Raw genomic sequence first — 15891 nt, 5'->3', positions numbered from 1 at the left:
TTATTTCTTCAAGATATAGATAGCAATTTGGGTTCGATCACGTAGGCTAAGCTTGCCAAGAATATCTGTCACATAGTTTTTGACCGTACCTTCGCTTAGAAACAGCTTGGCGGCTATTTCTTTGTTGGACAGACCCTCTGAGATGGCTTGTGCCACGGACAGTTCCATTCGTGTTAGACCAGAGGATTCCAGTGGATCATGTGTAGAAGAAGTGGGTGCGGGGCGAAGTAGCCCAGCGAGTTTGCGTGCAATATCGGGATGAATTAACATGTCCCCGTTGTGGACGGTCTTAATCCCTTGAATAATCCGATCAGGCGGCACATTTTTGAGCAGATAACCACTTGCCCCGTTTTGCAGCGCTTGAATAATATATTCATCATCATCGAACGTTGTCAGCATTAAAATACGAATGTCTGGGTAACGCGTTTTAATAACCTTCGTACCTTCTACCCCGTCACATTCTGGCATGCGAATATCCATAAGGATAACGTCTGCATCTGCGCCTGAATCCAGTAAAGCGAGTGCCTCAAGCCCGTTTCCCGCTGTTCCTGTCACTGTGATCGAAGGATCGAGTCCAATAAGTACTTTGAGACTTTCGCGAATGAAGGGATCATCGTCAACAAGAATAAGCTGAATGGACGAGGATTGTGTTGGTTCAGAATGAGGTGCTGGAATATTTTCGTTTGGTTTTGGTTTAATCATGGGAACAATCACTTCCTTTTCAGATCATATCAGCTTGGCGTGGGAGGGGAAGACGCGTGATTACGGTGTAGGGATAGGCGGACTGAATCTCCAATACACCGCCAACCAGTTGTGTGCGCAGACGCATACTCTCATGTCCCATGCCTAGTCCGGCAGTCGTTGTTGCCTGTGTTGATTGGTTCGTATTGTGACCCGTGTTGTGCTTTTCGGCTTCATCTGTGAACACCGTGGATACTCCGCTAATAGGTTCTACATTGATCTGCCCGTCATTACTAACGGTCAATTGAATTTCATTCTCCCGGAACTGCAGTTCGATTCGAATACTTTTGGCATTCCCATGTCGCAGCGCATTGGTTACGGCCTCTTTGGCATTTTTGTATAAAACGATCTGTATGCTGGGATACAGGATGTGTGAATTCCCTAGTTCCCGATAACTTGTCTTCACACCCGTCTCACGGCCCACCTCTTCGAGTAAGCGATCCAGCGCATATGTATCCGGTTGATAGGATTCGGGCTTCAGCTTATGAAGCGTTGTACGCATATCATCCATACTCGCCGCGAGTTGATCCCGAATTTGCTTTACCATTTCCGTCCCTTGTTCTGAATCCAACGGTAGGGTCAGAAGCGCAGCTTCGGACATCATCTTGGTGCGAATCAAACGGTGCCCGATATCATCGTGGAGCTGCCGTGAAATTCGCGTGCGTTCTTCGGCCTGAGCGGCATCCTCCAGTTGCTTCGTGAATTGTACCATCTGTGCACGCGCATCCTGAAGCTCATAGTGTTTGTTGCGAAGCTCGTCATATACCTGTTCTAGCTGTCCACGGCTACTTGCAGTCCTTGAGCCTTGCCAGGAGATCACTGCAACGGTAACCAACAGCAGATTGCCGATAACCCACCCTGTAGTTTCTGGAGAGAGTGGGGAGTCCGCATTCATTTGAAATGAGAACAGAAGAGGAGACGAGCCCATAGACGTTGTGTAATATTCATGTAATGCGATATTGCTGGCGATGAGTTGTGCTCCGAGTATCAACCACCGCCGTACTCCATCCAGTAGATAAATGTATACATAGAGCATGGATATTGAAAGGAACAGCATAAATGGACCATATTGAGTGATGAGCCAGCAGTTCCATAAGATCTCAATGATCAGGAGCAATACCCTTGATAGATCCGCACGAGTGAAATCTTTCCCCACAGCGATCCCAATAGCAATAAGAATATGAAGCGTATAGATTCCATCTTGTTCTTGCGGTAGTGCGAGGATGTACAAGAGCGCTGGAACTAGAATAAGACCGTATTGAAGTGCTCGTATCGGCATATGTCGTGACATCCTTTAATTTTGAGATAAGAGTAGCAATAAAGAGAACATTTTTGTGTACTTTTTTGAACAAGTACCTACCTGGTAATCCATCCCTGATTATATCATACGCACCTTCTAGATCAGGAGATGACTTAAGTCACCTTCGATGTATGACTTTTCGTACCTTCGCGCAAGGCAACAATTCGCTACAATACAGTTATAACATCCGATGAAGGAAGCTAGAACGGGAGAAGGAGTGTGGGGATATGCCAATACTTGAAGTCGATCAGGTCGTCAAACGTTACGGTAACAAGCTGTCGGTGGATCATCTGAATCTTAGCGTGAATAAAGGTGAGATTTTTGGATTATTAGGTCCGAATGGTGCGGGGAAAAGCACAACCATCAGTATGATCGCTGGGTTACTAAAAATGGATCAAGGTGAAATTCGCCTGGATGGCATCTCGGTCAAGGAACGCCCGCTCGAGGTGAAGCGCAAGATCGGTCTGGTACCACAGGATCTGGCATTGTATGAAACGATGACTGCGGCGGATAATGTCACTTTTTTTGCTAGATTGTATGGATTACGCGGCAAGTTACTGAAGGAGAGAGTACAGGAATCACTTGAGTTTGTAGGTTTGCAGGACAAAGCCAAAGAAGTACCCTCCACCTTCTCAGGTGGAATGAAACGTAGATTGAACATTGCATGTGCGATTATGCATCGACCAGATCTCATTATTATGGATGAACCGACGGTCGGCATAGATCCGCAATCACGCAATCATATTTTGGAGTCAGTACGAACGCTCAACAATATGGGATCTACCATTATCTATACAAGTCATTACATGGAGGAAGTGGCTGCGATCAGTCACCGGGTGGCCATTATGGATCAGGGACATATCATCGCTTGTGGTACCGAGAAGGAATTGAGAGAACGCGTAGCATCAACGGAAAAAATTGTACTTACTACCTCGGTCATTAATCCTAGTGCCATTGAAGAGATGAAACTTCATCCCCGCGTGAAGAATGTGGAAGTTGCTGACGATACCATTACCATTACAGTGCCTTCGGCGCAGCAGGATATGCAGGATATGCTTTTTATCTGTAACAAACATGACTTAGCTATTCAGTCCCTTCAAGTCGAAGAGCCTGATCTGGAAACATTGTTCCTTAATCTGACCGGACGTACGCTTCGAGACTAAGGAGGATTTCAGATGAATATGTGGCATATATGTGGTTTTGAGCTTAGACGTATTTTGAAAATACGAACCGTATTACTGAATCTATTTATACTCCCATTAGTCCTGATTTTTATATTAGGTACAGCTCTTTCGGGAACGATGGGATCGGGTGAAGATGCTGTTATTAAACCTGTTCGAGTTGGTATCATTCAGTCTACAGAAGCAACGGAAGCTTCCGTTGTAAATGAGGCTCTGCAGGCCTTCTTGACCTCGCCAGCGGTATCAGACATGTTGAAAGTAAGGAATTTGGCTACAGAAAAAGATGCCGTTAGTGCTCTCAGGCAGGGTGAATTGGATTTTGCTGTAATCCTACCGAATGGCCTACAAGAGCAGCTTGTAGCAGGTAAAGCCGCGGAATTACAGTGGATACTGGGCAAAGACAACACGCTAAATATTGTGGGGCAGACTGTATTTACAAGGTTCACGGATGAGCTGAACAGACAGGTCGCCATTGCAAAAGTGCTTGGCCCAGAAGTGATCGCAGCGATGGCATCTGTGCCAGATAATGATCTGACAGAGCGTACCTATATCACCACGAGCAGTCCGGGTAAGGTGGGCAATTCTTATAGTGCATCTCAATATTACGCGGCCTCGATGCTGGCTATGTTTATGCTCTACTCTGGCATGACGACGATTAATAGCTTGTTCTCAGAAAAGGATAAAAAGACCTTGATCCGGCTTCAGGCGGCTCCAGTAGGGAATGGTATCATCTTTGCCGGGAAAATCGCCGGGAACAGCCTGCTTGCCTTCCTGCAAGCCATTATTATTATCGTGATGACCTATTGGTTGTACGGAGTGAACTGGGGAAGCCATCCTTGGTTGATCATTCTGATCTGTGTGTTGATTACAATCGCTTCGATGACGATTGGGATTATCGTTGCATTAGTTAGCAAAAATGCGACATCAGCAAGTGGGATGATGCAAGCCATTATTATTGCAATGACGTTCATCAGCGGTGGTTTTACACCGATTGCCGTTGACTTAGTACATCGCATAAGCGAATTTACAGTCAATCACTGGGCCTTACAGAGCTTCTTGCGAATGATGCTGGATTCTCCTGTGAGCGACATTGTGCATAATATCGTCATGCTTGGTGTCGTTTGCGCCGTTCTGATTCTAATCGCAGGTGTAATCTACAGAAAGGTAGGGTACCGCTATGAATAGTCTACATATCGCCTGGCTTATGATTAGACGAACGTTGGGGCGTAAACGAGGGGTCATTACGTTTCTGCTACTGCCTTGTTTAGTTGTGACGGGTACGGTATTTCTATTTGGCAATGAGCAGGCGAATCGATCGATCATTCCGTATGTCAATGAGGATCAAGGTGTAGCTGGTGAATGGATCATAAGCGAACTTGGTCATAAAGAGGAGTACTTACTCAAGCCGATGGGCACAGAAGCAGAGGTGAAGGAAGCTATTGCTCGGCAAGAGGGAAGCACAGGTCTTGTTATTCCGGCGCAGTATACAGAGAATCTGTTGCAAGGGAAGCAAGCTCCATTGGAACTGATCGAAATGCGTGTGAGTGAAGAATCCTACACGTTCAGAGCTGCCGTAGACGGGATGACCGTGGGGTTGAATCAATTGGCATCAGCTGTACACGCCGGAACAGGTGCAGTTTCGAATATAGCTTCAGATCAACAGATGAATCAAGAGAAATTGGAACAACTACTACAGGAAACAGATAAATCGGCTATTACAGGCACAGCTGTTGACCTACAGATTTATCCGAAGCCGGGTCTAAATAATGTGACTGGATTTACGATCATGTTTATGATGGGTTTATTGACAAGCGCTGTATCCGTTATTCTGGAAGATCGCAGACAGTTAACGATGGCACGGGTATATACAGCTCCAGTACGATCTTATGAAATTGCAGTCGGCAATTTCCTAGGGAGTTTTATCATCGGTATCATTCAAATTGTTCTAGTATTAGGCATTAGTCGATGGGTGCTGCACTATGACGCTGGCATTTCATTTGGTGTACATTTCCTCATTCTGGCTGCATTTATGTTAGTCTCTATGGGAATTGCGAGTACCGTTGCTGGGTTGATCCGTGAGTCCAAAAATGCAAACATGTTGAATTCGCTTATTATCACACCAACTTGTATGATTGGTGGGTGCTTCTGGCCGATCTCGATTATGCCTGAATATATGCAGAAGATCGCCAACTTTGTTCCGCAAAAGTGGACGATTCAAGCTGTGGAGACGATCTCCGCTGGTGGCTCGTTGTCTGATATCCAGCTCCCTCTACTGATTTTGTTTGGTATGGCAGCTATTTTACTTGCTGTAGGTTCAGTCATCTTGCGCCCTAGCGAGCGCGGTATGGATGCATAATAACATTAAGTGTCGTAGAAACCGGATGTGTAAGTGAGCATTCGGTTTTTTTATTTTCATGGACGAATGAAGTTATGCCTATGCTCTAGCTATCGATTATGATAGATTGTTCGATAGAGTCACAAGTAGAAGTTGAGAAGAAAGAAGGTACAAGCATCATGACAATCATAGGTATTGATCTAGGAACAACGAATAGTTTAGTATCTTGCTGGGTTCATGGGGAGCCTCAGATTATCCCGAATGCGCTTGGCAATCGTTTGACACCTTCGGTGGTAAGTGTGGATGAGAATGAGGAGATTGTAGTAGGTGAGATTGCTAGAGAGCGTTTGATTACACATCCGGAGAGAACTGCTTCTGTATTCAAAAGATACATGGGTACCGGACGGACGTTTGAACTGGGTACATATCAATTTTTGCCGGAAGAACTATCTGCGTTCATCTTGAAATCACTCAAGGCAGATGCGGAGGCGTATCTTGGGGAGACGGTAACTGAGGCTGTGATTAGTGTACCGGCTTACTTCAACGATGCACAGCGTAAGGCGACGAAGCGTGCAGGTCAATTAGCGGGGCTACAAGTGGAACGTTTGCTTAGCGAACCAACCGCCGCAGCTATTGCTTATGGTTTGCATCAACATGAACCTGAAACCAAGTTTCTGGTATTTGATCTAGGAGGCGGTACGTTTGATGTATCCGTACTGGAATTATTTGATCAGATCATGGAAGTGAAATCTGTCGCTGGAGATAACTTTCTTGGGGGTGAAGATTTTACACGTTTGCTCGCAGACTTGTTTACTGAAAACCACCAAATAGAGCAAGATCGCTTATCTGCAAAAGAACAATCAGCGCTCTGGAAGCAAGCGGAACGTTGCAAACAGGACTTGAGTCATGTTCGTGAAGGCAAGATGATGCTAACCCTTGAAGAGGGATTGAAGGAGCTGTTCGTGGATCGTGCGCGTTTTGATCTGGCAGCCAAGCCACTGTTAGCCCGTTTACAGAAACCTGTCGAACGTGCATTACGTGATGCATCCGTTAAACTGAGTGAACTGGATGCTGTGATCCTTGTTGGGGGAGCAACGCGTATGCCGCTGATCTATTCGTTTACAGGCAAACTGTTCGGCAGACTGCCCGCTAACCATTTACATCCAGATGAAGCTGTAGCGCTGGGTGTCGGTATTCAGGCTGCGATGAAGGAACGACATCAAGACCTGGAGGAAGTTATTTTAACAGATGTATGTCCCTATACGTTGGGAGTTTCCGTTTCTGTACGAATGGACAATGGACAGTTTGAATCTGGGATGTTCTCGCCGATCATAGAACGTAACACGGTTATCCCTGTAAGCAAAATGGAACGTTATTATACGCTGCATCATAATCAGACATCCATCAACGTTGACATTTATCAAGGGGAGAGCCGGCTAGCTAAAAATAATGTAAAGTTAGGCGAGCTACCCATAAACGTGCCACCAGCTCCAGCGGGGGAACAAGCAATAGACATTCGTTTTACATATGACATCAACGGAATTCTAGAAGTGGAGGTCTCCTCCGTTGAGACTGGGGAGAAAAAGGTTGCCATCATCCAAGGTAAGGACAATGATCTGTCCCAAGAGGAAATTGCCGAGCGTTTCAAAGCATTGGAAGCAATCAAAATTCACCCACGTGATCGGATGGAGAACCGTCTGTTGTTAGCTCGCGGTGAGCGCATGTATGAAGAATCGTTAGCTGAACAGCGATTGATGATTGCCGAGGTCATGCTGTGGTTCGAAGAGACACTTAAGCGTCAGGATGATCGTGAAATTAAGAAAGAAGCGCAGAAACTCAAGGAAGTTTTGGATCAAATCGAACGTGTTCGAGAGTGATACGGAAGTTAAATGAAATAGCCAATATAAGGTTGATTGAATCTTAATCCATACGAATAAGGCACGTCCAGTTTGAATGATTTCAACTTGAACGTGCCTTATTTAATGTTTTTCTACGAATAATCGTCGTATTTAAGGAATGAATAGTGCAATGAAGAGAGTTACGGTTGTAATTGTCGTAGCACCGTAATTTCTACGCGGCGATTCTTCTGACGGCCAGCCTCGGTGGAGTTATCTCCAGTAGGTCGTGTGTCTGCATATCCAGCATATTGGAAGCCGTCGGGATCCAGCTTTTCTTGGTCTAGGAAAAATCGGAGGATGGATAATGCGCGTTCGCCGGATAGCTGCCAGTTATCTTTATAGGAAGAGTTGGCTCCAATAGGCACGTTATCAGTATGACCTTCGATGCTAACAACAGTGTTCAGGTTACGGAATAGACTTGCAAGTTTGCTAAGTATAGGTGCAGCATTATCTTTCAGTGCGGCCTGTCCTTGATCAAACAGAAAACGATCGCTTAGCGTAATGGAGATGCCTTGCGGTTTGTCTGCCACAAAGATCTGATCATTGAGACTGTTGTCCTCGATATATTGTGTAATCGTATTAAATAGATTTTGCAGTTCTTCTTCCTGTGATCTGAATTGCTTCTCCCTCTCAGTGAGCGGCTGGTTATCATCATCGGTAGCATCCGGTTCCGTATCTGAATCTGTAGGATTCTGTTCTTCATTGTCGGGTGGAGTAGGTTTCGTAATTGTTTCGCCTACAATGCCACTACCACCTTCAAGTATGGAGTTCGATTGATTAAACGTATTTTGCAGCGATTGTGTCACAACGTTATATTTACCGGAATCCGGATTACTCATCGCGTACATAATGACAAAGAAGATCAGCAGAAGGGTGATGAGATCAGCATAAGTAATCATCCAACGATCCCGATGTTCACCAGGCTCACGTTTAGCGCGCCGTTTACTGCGCCGACTCATCAAATCCCTCCTTTAGTACAGGTTGAGTGATCTGGCGATGTGTTAATGTAAATGATTCCAGGCGTTTGCGGACAAGTTGAGGATTCTCCCCATTTTGGATCGCAAGTACACCTTCAAGTATCATTTCCATGAGTTGTATGTCTTCCGCACCGCGGGATTTAATCTTGGAAGCGATGGGTAAAAAGATTAGATTGGCACTAGCTACACCATATAAAGTAGCTGTGAAGGCAACAGCGATGGCAGGGCCAAGTCCTGTCGGATCAGTTAGACTTCCTAGTACTTGAATTAGACCCATTACGGTACCTATGATCCCCATGGTCGGTGCATAACCACCAGCAGCTTCAAAAATTTTGGCATACCCATCATGTTTTTGTTCAACAGAATCAATCTCCATCTCCATGATCTGCCGAATGACATCTTGATCGGTACCGTCCACAACCATTTGAATGCCGTCTCTTAAAAAAGGATGAGGGTGATCCGTTACTCTACGTTCTAATGCGAGCACGCCTGAGCGGCGGGCGATGGTTGACATGTCCACCAGTTCTTCGACCCACTGGCTTGATTCGTTGTTTTTGCGTCCAAAGGCCATGCGCAGTGCAGCCGGAATTGTACGTAACCGGTTTGCAGGGAAGCTGGCAACGACCGCAGCGATTGTTCCACCAAATACAATTAATGCAGCTGTTTTTTGTAACAACCCAGAAACTTGGCCGCCTTCCCACAAAAAACCGCCGATGACTGCGGCAATCCCGGCAATGATGCCGATAAGTGTCGCAATATCCATAAATTAACCCACTCCTGTCTTCACTTCACGTTTGCATCACTTGAACGAACGAGGTATAATCTAACGGGAACAAATATTCCTATGCCTATAAGTTTTCCCATATGAAAATTCGGGGAACTTCGACAATATATAAGTGTGTGTTCAAAAAGGTCGGTTTTCAGTACCAAGAAGATGGGATGAAGCTAGAAATGGAGTAGCGGAGCGTAGGAAAACTACGTGAGCAACGGACATTTCGGCTGAATTCCATATTCGAAGCTGATGATGCCGCTAGGCATCGATCGTAATCAAAAGCAGACTTTTTGAACAACCTCTACAGTGACTATTATTTTAGACGATAGGGTGAGATACGGCAATGAGCGATATTGTAATGAGCGACAAAACGTTCGAAATCGAGTCTGAGTTTTCTCCCCAAGGTGACCAGCCTGTAGCCATTGAACAATTGGTTCAGGGTGTTCGGGAAGGAAAGAGGTATCAGACACTACTGGGTGCAACCGGTACAGGTAAGACATTTACCATTGCACAGACCATTGCAAAGCTTCAACGTCCAACGCTGATTATTGCCCACAATAAAACGTTGGCAGCTCAGCTTGCGAGTGAATTTAAAGATTTCTTTCCTAATAATATGGTTGAGTACTTCGTCAGCTATTATGACTACTTCCAGCCGGAGGCGTATATTCCGTCCTCGGATACGTATATCGAGAAGGATTCCAGCATCAATGAAGAGATTGACAAACTGCGTCACGCAGCGACGAGTTCATTATTTGAACGTAGAGATGTCATCATTGTAGCCAGCGTTTCCTGCATTTATGGTTTGGGTTCGCCGTCTGCATACTCCAGCATGTTATTGTCACTGCGGGTAGGTATGGAGAAGCCACGGAATCAGATTTTGTCCCGTTTGGTAGAAATACAGTATCAGCGAAATGATATCAACTTTGTAAGGGGTACGTTCCGAGTACGTGGTGATGTCATTGAGATCTTCCCAGCCTCCAAGGGTGAACATGCGATTCGGGTCGAGTTGTTTGGGGATGAGATTGAGAAGATTACCGAGATTGATGTATTGACCGGAGAACTAGTAGGAGAACGTGAACATATTGCGATCTTCCCAGCATCTCACTTCGTAACCCAAGAAGAGACGATGCGGGTCGCTTTGGTCAACATCGAACGTGAGCTTGAAGAACGTCTTGAAGTGCTCCGTGAACAAGGAAAGTTGTTGGAAGCACAGCGACTGGAACAACGTACACGTTATGATATTGAAATGATGAAGGAAGTTGGCTTCTGTTCAGGAATCGAGAACTATTCCGGACCATTGACCTTCCGTGAACGTGGAGATACACCATATACACTGATGGATTATTTTCCAGATGACATGCTGATCGTGGTGGATGAGTCTCACGTAACGTTGCCACAGATTCGCGCAATGTATAACGGTGACCAAGCGAGGAAAACGGTTCTGGTTGAACACGGATTCCGACTGCCATCTGCGCTTGATAACCGTCCACTCAAATTCGATGAGTTTGAAGAGAAGATGAATCAGATTATCTATGTATCGGCTACGCCAGGGCCATATGAGATTGAGCATACCGATACGATGGTACAGCAGATTATTCGTCCTACCGGTCTACTTGATCCAATTATCGAGCTGCGCCCAACGAAGGGACAGATCGATAATCTGATTGCAGAGATCAATGACCGCATTGCCAAAGACGAACGTGTGTTAATCACGACGTTGACGAAGAAGATGTCAGAGGATCTAACCGACTATCTGAAAGAGATTGGGATTAAGGTGCGATATCTTCACTCCGAGATTAAGACACTAGAGCGGATGTCGATTCTGCGTGATCTAAGGCTTGGTACGTTCCATGTCTTAATCGGGATCAACTTGCTGCGGGAAGGTCTGGATCTACCTGAGGTATCGTTGGTTGCGATTCTGGATGCGGATAAAGAAGGATTCCTTCGTTCAGAGCGTTCACTGATTCAAACCATTGGACGCGCAGCGCGGAACAGTGATGGTCGAGTTATTCTCTATGGTGATAAAGTGACGGATTCGATGGATAAGGCGATCAAGGAGACGGAACGTCGTCGTGAAATCCAGATGGCCTACAATGAGAAACATGGCATTACACCACAGACGATTCGCAAAAAGGTACGTGATGTGATTGAGGCAACGAAGGTTGCCGAATCGAAGAACGAATTTCTTACTGGTGCTGCAGAGAAGATGTCCAAGAAGGAACGTCAGTCGCTTATACAGCGCCTAGAAGTAGAGATGAAAGACGCAGCGAAAAACTTGCAGTTTGAGCGTGCTGCTGAGCTTCGTGACGCATTGTTGGAACTGCGAGCAGAGTAGGCGATTGAACAATAACGCAACAATTACAGATATGTCCGAAAAGATGGATATGCAACAAGAGAACGGCCTATGGGCCGTTCTCTTGTTCAGTAAGGAAAATAGTATGGATTGCCGATAATAGACATGTTGGAATGTTCTCTTCACGGCTATACTAGTAGAAAAGTTGAATTTGGTTAAAAGGTTTATAGGAAAGCATAAGGAAATCATGCGTCCCGATCATAGAGAGGGAGCCGAGCCGAAGGCAATGGCGACCTACCGCGAACAAGGCAAAGCTGTGAGCGTCTCGGTAGTAAAGGGAGCCGAGCCGAAGGCAATGGCGACCTATCGCGAACAAGGCGAAGCTGTGAGCGTCTCGGTAGTAAAGGGAGCCGAGCCAAAGGCAATGGCGACCTAAACGCAAGCGAGGCAAAGCCGCGAGGCGTCCCCTCGCAGTAGAGCGACTGCACTAGATTCCGGCAATAGGCTGGAATCTAGTGCAGAATCGCGAACGCATGATATACCTTCACATAGCAAGACCCGACCCACCGCCAATGCACCGCTTGTTTCGGGTGTCCAGAGGGCTGAGCCCTATGGGGCCCTCCCTAGGAAGGGAGGTTTGGGAGGGTGTGAAACACGATATTGATTTTGAAAGGGTGGATACACATTGGCTAGCGAGAATATTGTCATCAAAGGTGCACGAGCACATAACCTAAAGAACATTGATATTACCATTCCGCGTGACCGTTTTGTTGTATTGACGGGTCTAAGCGGCTCAGGCAAGTCCTCGCTGGCTTTTGATACGATCTATGCAGAAGGCCAGCGGCGATATGTAGAGTCATTATCCGCTTATGCACGGCAGTTTCTAGGACAAATGGAGAAACCAGATGTGGACTCCATCGAAGGACTCTCCCCAGCGATCTCGATTGATCAGAAAACGACTAGCCGTAATCCGCGTTCAACCGTGGGAACGGTAACCGAGATTTATGACTATTTACGTCTTTTATTTGCACGTGTAGGACATCCCCACTGCCCGGATCACGGTGTAGAAATTACATCGCAGACGGTAGAGCAGATGGTCGATCGTGTCATGCAGTATCCGGAAAGAACGCGATTGCAGATCTTGGCACCGATTATCTCTGGACGGAAAGGCGAGCATAAGAGTGTGTTTGCCGATATATCCAAACAAGGATTTGTCCGTGTACGGGTGAATGGCGAGATGCGTGAACTGTCTGAAGATATCCAGTTGGAGAAAAATAAGAAACACACGATTGAAGTTGTCGTTGACCGGGTTGTCATTAAGGAAGATGTTCAGTCACGCCTGGCAGACTCCATTGAAACGGCACTGAACTTGTCCGGTGGACAATTGCTCGTTGATATCATCGGAGAGGAAGAGCTCCGTTTCAGCTCTAATTTTGCATGTCCGGTGTGTGGATTCAGTATTGAAGAGCTCGCCCCGCGAATGTTCTCTTTCAACAGCCCGTTTGGAGCTTGCCCTGAATGTGATGGACTTGGTGTGAAAATGATCGTTGACCCGGATCTGCTAGTGCCTGACCGGAGTAAAACGATTGAAGAGGGCGCATTTGATGCATGGACAGGAGGAACGTCAACGTACTACCCTCAGTTCTTGAAATCAGTATGTGAACACTTCAACATCCCGCAGGATGTGCCTGTTGAAGATCTACCAGCCGATCAGATGAACAAGTTGTTGCTAGGTACAGGTACAGAGAAAATCCGTTTCCGTTATGAGAACGATTTTGGACAACGCAAAGAAGCACTGGTGACCTTTGAGGGTATCGTGAACAATTTGGAGCGGCGTTATCGTGAAACAGCATCTGAGGGCATCCGGGAATTCATTGAAGGTTATATGAGTGCGAAGCCTTGTGGTACATGTAAAGGACATCGTTTGAAACGTGAAAGTCTTGCGGTCACAATTAACGACCACAACATGGCATATGTAACGAGCCTTTCTATAGGAGAAGCAGGTAAATTCTTTGAAACATTGCAGCTCAGTGAGAAGGAACGTACCATTGCAAACCTGATCCTCAAAGAAATTAACAGTCGTCTGGGCTTCCTGGTCAATGTGGGCTTGGATTACCTGACTCTGAGCCGTGCGGCTGGAACGTTATCTGGTGGTGAAGCACAGCGGATCAGATTGGCGACACAGATTGGTTCTAGTCTGATGGGTGTGCTCTATATCCTAGATGAGCCAAGTATCGGTCTGCATCAACGGGATAATGATCGTTTGATTAGTACGCTGGCTCACATGAGAGACATCGGGAATACGTTAATCGTAGTTGAGCATGATGAAGATACGATGATGGCAGCCGACTATATTATTGATATTGGTCCTGGCGCGGGTATCCACGGAGGTACCGTAATGTCGCAGGGTACACCAGAAGAGATCATGAACGACGAGAACTCGTTAACGGGTCAATACCTGAGTGGACGGAAGTTTATTCCGATACGTGCTGAACGCCGCAGCGTAGGTGATCGTTGGTTGGAAGTACGCGGAGCCAAAGAGAATAACCTGAAGAACCTGAATGTGAAAATTCCAGTTGGTGTGTTCACCGCCGTTACGGGTGTATCTGGATCAGGGAAATCCACCCTAATTAATGAAATTTTGTACAAAACATTGGCGCGTGATCTGAATCGTGCTCGCGTGCGTCCTGGGCAACATAAAGAGATCCGAGGTCTGGAGCATATCGATAAAGTCATCGATATTGACCAGTCGCCAATCGGTCGTACACCGCGCTCCAATGCGGCTACGTATACCGGAGTGTTTGATGACATTCGGGACTTGTTTGCACAGACGAACGAAGCCAAGATGCGTGGTTACAAAAAAGGTCGCTTCAGTTTCAACATTAAAGGTGGGCGCTGTGAAGCTTGCCGTGGTGATGGAATTATCAAGATTGAGATGCACTTCTTGCCGGATGTATACGTTCCTTGTGAAGTCTGCAAAGGCAAACGATATAACCGTGAGACGCTCGAAGTGAAGTACAAATCCAAAAACATCGCTGATGTACTCGAAATGACAGTTGAGGATGCAACACAATTCTTCGAGAACATTCCGAAAATCCATCGCAAAATGCAGACACTGCTTGATGTAGGTTTGGGTTATATCAATTTAGGACAACCGGCAACAACCCTGTCTGGTGGTGAAGCTCAGCGTGTGAAGCTTGCCTCTGAGTTGTACCGTCGCAGTACAGGCAAGACCATTTATATTCTGGACGAGCCAACGACAGGACTCCATGTCGATGATATTGATCGGTTGCTAAACGTATTGCACCGTTTGGTTGATTCCGGTGAGACCGTACTGGTGATCGAGCACAATCTGGATGTAATCAAAACAGCCGACTATATTGTTGATCTGGGGCCAGAAGGCGGCAGTGGCGGCGGAACAATTGTGGCAACCGGAACACCAGAGGATATTATACAAGTAGATGCATCTTACACCGGGAAGTACCTGAAACCTGTCTTGGTGCGTGATACAGAGCGAAGCAAGATGCTTCAGTTAACGGAATAACGAGATACAATAGATTCGAACGGTTAGGCCCTTCTCAAGTGAACGACAGTGAGGCATTGCTTATACAGCGATGCTTCACTTGTTCAATGGGGAGGTTTTTTTGTATGTCAACTAAACGGATCTATGAAACATGCTCTAAACATCTGCACGAGATGTAGAGGGGAAGTATAATTTGGATTATTAAATGAAAGTGTTTACATATGTGATGTGACAAGCATTATAGACATACCAGGATGAATTGGATTTTTTTCATTTTTATGGATGATAGGGCTTGCATTACAAGCAGGCTACGGCTAACATAGAGTTAGATATTGGGCAGGGGTTAGCTTTTTTTGTATGGATTCACAAGTGTATTGAAGCGTTTCAGGTAAGGGATTGAATGTTGTTTAATGGGACGTTGCCAAAACGTGCGTTTAATTATGGTGAGGAGGTCTGTCTATCCATGTTGCTTGCAGAAGCTGCCACAGCGAGTACATCGAATTTTAATGCATTTGATATCTTTGTCCTGTTGTTTACGATTATTATCTTTATAGGTGTTGTCCGATTGATTCGGGCACCTAAGAAGAATTTGTTTGCGATCGGATTTGCAGTGGTCAGTTTGCTTGTCTTCTTGATGACGGACTATGCCATGATTACCGGATGGTTCAATTAGTTAAGTTACGGATTAACGTAGTTGGTGTATAGCAAATGAGAATACAGACGAAGCACTTTCCAGAGCTAATTGTGGAAGGTGTTTTTTTTATTGAATCGTGATCATCTTAGCGGGATGAACTTTCTATGATAAATAGGACACAGAACAATTGTATAACCATAATTTGTGTGATAGATTGGAGGATACTGGCAGAACAAG

General features: G+C 45.8%; 12 protein-coding genes. 8 read left to right on the top strand and 4 right to left on the bottom strand.

The window, feature by feature from the left end; translation table 11 throughout:
- Both ASD24_RS07060 and ASD24_RS07055 read right to left on the bottom strand, forming a co-directional pair.
- Nucleotides 1-702, bottom strand: coding sequence for a response regulator (locus ASD24_RS07060; protein WP_082560318.1), 702 nt, complete (start codon nucleotides 700-702; stop codon nucleotides 1-3).
- A gap of 19 nt (nucleotides 703-721) precedes the next feature.
- Nucleotides 722-2020 (bottom strand): sensor histidine kinase, encoded by a 1299-nt coding sequence (locus ASD24_RS07055; RefSeq protein ID WP_056693629.1) that lies wholly within the window; start codon nucleotides 2018-2020, stop codon nucleotides 722-724.
- Nucleotides 2021-2268: 248 nt separating this feature from the next.
- Here ASD24_RS07055 and ASD24_RS07050 point away from each other — a divergent pair, with 248 nt between their 5' ends.
- The 4 genes from ASD24_RS07050 to ASD24_RS07035 all read left to right on the top strand — a co-directional run bounded on the left by ASD24_RS07050 (nucleotide 2269) and on the right by ASD24_RS07035 (nucleotide 7434).
- Entirely contained in the window at nucleotides 2269-3204 is a 936-nt protein-coding gene (locus tag ASD24_RS07050) for an ABC transporter ATP-binding protein (protein ID WP_056693626.1), read from the top strand.
- Nucleotides 3205-3216: 12 nt separating this feature from the next.
- A complete protein-coding gene (locus ASD24_RS07045) occupies nucleotides 3217-4407 on the top strand; it encodes an ABC transporter permease (RefSeq protein ID WP_056693623.1) in 1191 nt (396 codons plus the stop codon).
- On the top strand, nucleotides 4400-5578 hold the full coding sequence (locus ASD24_RS07040; RefSeq protein WP_056693619.1) for an ABC transporter permease: 1179 nt from the start codon (nucleotides 4400-4402) through the stop codon (nucleotides 5576-5578). Before ASD24_RS07045 ends, ASD24_RS07040 begins: the two co-directional genes overlap by 8 nt.
- A gap of 158 nt (nucleotides 5579-5736) precedes the next feature.
- Nucleotides 5737-7434, top strand: coding sequence for a molecular chaperone HscC (locus tag ASD24_RS07035; RefSeq protein ID WP_056693617.1), 1698 nt, complete (start codon nucleotides 5737-5739; stop codon nucleotides 7432-7434).
- 161 nt (nucleotides 7435-7595) lie between these two features.
- Here the strand turns inward: ASD24_RS07035 and ASD24_RS07030 are convergent, their stop codons facing one another.
- Nucleotides 7596-8414: a flagellar motor protein MotB gene (locus tag ASD24_RS07030; RefSeq protein ID WP_056693614.1), complete on the bottom strand. Its 819-nt coding sequence runs from the start codon at nucleotides 8412-8414 to the stop codon at nucleotides 7596-7598.
- The gene (locus ASD24_RS07025; RefSeq protein WP_056693610.1) at nucleotides 8398-9195 is read right to left on the bottom strand and encodes a flagellar motor protein; all 798 of its coding nucleotides are present in this window, start codon (nucleotides 9193-9195) and stop codon (nucleotides 8398-8400) included. Before ASD24_RS07025 ends, ASD24_RS07030 begins: the two co-directional genes overlap by 17 nt.
- A 352-nt stretch (nucleotides 9196-9547) precedes the next feature.
- Between ASD24_RS07025 and uvrB the strand changes: the two genes are divergently transcribed.
- The 4 genes from uvrB (at nucleotide 9548) to ASD24_RS07005 (ending at nucleotide 15693) form a co-directional block, all read left to right on the top strand.
- A complete protein-coding gene (gene uvrB / locus ASD24_RS07020; RefSeq protein ID WP_056693608.1) occupies nucleotides 9548-11539 on the top strand; it encodes an excinuclease ABC subunit UvrB in 1992 nt (663 codons plus the stop codon).
- Nucleotides 11540-11702: 163 nt separating this feature from the next.
- A complete protein-coding gene (locus ASD24_RS30935) occupies nucleotides 11703-11933 on the top strand; it encodes a hypothetical protein (protein WP_156395363.1) in 231 nt (76 codons plus the stop codon).
- A 249-nt stretch (nucleotides 11934-12182) separates the two neighbouring features.
- Complete coding sequence (uvrA, locus tag ASD24_RS07010) at nucleotides 12183-15041, top strand: excinuclease ABC subunit UvrA (RefSeq protein ID WP_056693602.1); 2859 nt, start codon at nucleotides 12183-12185, stop codon at nucleotides 15039-15041.
- A gap of 442 nt (nucleotides 15042-15483) precedes the next feature.
- Entirely contained in the window at nucleotides 15484-15693 is a 210-nt protein-coding gene (locus ASD24_RS07005) for a hypothetical protein (RefSeq protein ID WP_056693600.1), read from the top strand.
- Nucleotides 15694-15891: the final 198 nt, after the last annotated feature.

The organism is Paenibacillus sp. Root52, assembly GCF_001426865.1.
Classification (GTDB): Bacteria; Bacillota; Bacilli; order Paenibacillales; family Paenibacillaceae; genus Paenibacillus.
Note: the sequence above shows the minus strand (reverse complement) of the source record. Positions and strands in the feature narration are given on the sequence as shown.

What these genes read in the sequence shown, in the direction of transcription:
- ASD24_RS07035 (WP_056693617.1), top strand. Translation starts at nt 5,737, where the DNA reads ATGACAATCATAGGTATTGATCTAGGAACAACGAATAGTTTAGTATCT.
- uvrB (WP_056693608.1), top strand. Translation starts at nt 9,548, where the DNA reads ATGAGCGATATTGTAATGAGCGACAAAACGTTCGAAATCGAGTCTGAG.
- ASD24_RS07005 (WP_056693600.1), top strand. Translation starts at nt 15,484, where the DNA reads ATGTTGCTTGCAGAAGCTGCCACAGCGAGTACATCGAATTTTAATGCA.
- ASD24_RS07025 (WP_056693610.1), bottom strand. Translation starts at nt 9,195, where the DNA reads ATGGATATTGCGACACTTATCGGCATCATTGCCGGGATTGCCGCAGTC.
- ASD24_RS07060 (WP_082560318.1), bottom strand. Translation starts at nt 702, where the DNA reads ATGATTAAACCAAAACCAAACGAAAATATTCCAGCACCTCATTCTGAA.
- ASD24_RS07045 (WP_056693623.1), top strand. Translation starts at nt 3,217, where the DNA reads ATGAATATGTGGCATATATGTGGTTTTGAGCTTAGACGTATTTTGAAA.
- ASD24_RS07030 (WP_056693614.1), bottom strand. Translation starts at nt 8,414, where the DNA reads ATGAGTCGGCGCAGTAAACGGCGCGCTAAACGTGAGCCTGGTGAACAT.
- ASD24_RS07040 (WP_056693619.1), top strand. Translation starts at nt 4,400, where the DNA reads ATGAATAGTCTACATATCGCCTGGCTTATGATTAGACGAACGTTGGGG.
- ASD24_RS07055 (WP_056693629.1), bottom strand. Translation starts at nt 2,020, where the DNA reads ATGCCGATACGAGCACTTCAATACGGTCTTATTCTAGTTCCAGCGCTC.
- ASD24_RS07050 (WP_056693626.1), top strand. Translation starts at nt 2,269, where the DNA reads ATGCCAATACTTGAAGTCGATCAGGTCGTCAAACGTTACGGTAACAAG.